Annotated in this window: 1 protein-coding gene and 1 pseudogene; both read left to right on the top strand. The window is 72.1% G+C overall.

What is annotated here, in order from left to right; genetic code table 11:
- The first annotated feature begins 58 nt into the window (after window positions 1–58).
- A complete protein-coding gene (locus tag FV217_RS22435) occupies window positions 59–550 on the top strand; it encodes a hypothetical protein (protein WP_187272683.1) in 492 nt (163 codons plus the stop codon).
- A 25-nt stretch (window positions 551–575) separates the two neighbouring features.
- Window positions 576–974 (top strand): annotated as a pseudogene (locus FV217_RS22430) (hypothetical protein); the annotation flags it as partial.

Genomic DNA, 974 nt, shown 5'->3' with positions numbered 1-974 from the left:
CTGACGCCGCCGCGCCGAACGGGCGGAACGGCGCGAGCGGCGTCAGGACCGTCGCCGGATGGCCGTCTCCTCCGAGATCGACACCACGGCGCCCGATCCGCGTTTCGGCGGCTGGGCCGGGCAGGCGCAGCGGCTGACGGGCGAGTATCTCGACAGCGTCTCTGCGCCGAACGGCGCCATGCTGGCCGCGGCCCCGCGCTTCTACGGCGACCGGGTGCGCTTCCATGGCCGTACCATGAGCATCGCCGCCCTGGTCGCCGAGAAGCGCCGCTTCGTCCGGCGCTGGCCCGAGCGTCGCTACGCGGCGCAGGATGGCACTCTGCGCACGGCCTGCAACGCTGCCAGCGCGACCTGCATCGTGCGCACCGTCATCGGCTTTTCGGCGCAGAACCCGGAGCGCGGAGCCCGCTCGCAGGGCTTGTCGGAATTGAACCTGACCATCAGTTTCGCGGGCGACCGCCCGGTGATCGTCTCGGAATCGAGCCGGGTGCTCCGGCGGGGCAGCGCCGCACTGAGTTCGGCCGAACGCGGCCGTGACGGCGGAGCCTGATCGGGCTCTTGGAGAACAACGACGCATGACGGCCGAAGCCGCCGAAAAGGCGAGAGACCGGGCGGACGCGGCGCGCATCGGCGCTCCCGCCCTCAGCACGCCGACGCCGGAGGACGACGAACGGCTGCGCGGCCTGATCCGGGTCGAACTCGACCGCCAGCATGCGATGCCGCTGGCGCGCCGGACCCTCGAATTGCTGGCGGAGGCCGAAATCGAGCCGACGGGGGACGAGCCCGGCTACCGCATCATCGATCGCAATGGCGACACCCGACTGATCCGGGACGGCGATGCCGACCCCGAGGAGAGCGTCGACGTCGCTGCGCCGATGACATTGCGCGGCCTCGTCGCCGAGCTGCGCGAGCGCCATCCCGATCTGTTCGCAACGCCGCCCGAGCCCGAGGTGGTCGATCCCGTCCCGCCGCCC

The organism is Methylobacterium sp. WL9 (genome assembly GCF_008040035.1).
In the GTDB taxonomy this organism is placed as follows: Bacteria; Pseudomonadota; Alphaproteobacteria; order Rhizobiales; family Beijerinckiaceae; genus Methylobacterium; species Methylobacterium thuringiense.
Note: the sequence above shows the minus strand (reverse complement) of the source record. Positions and strands in the feature narration are given on the sequence as shown.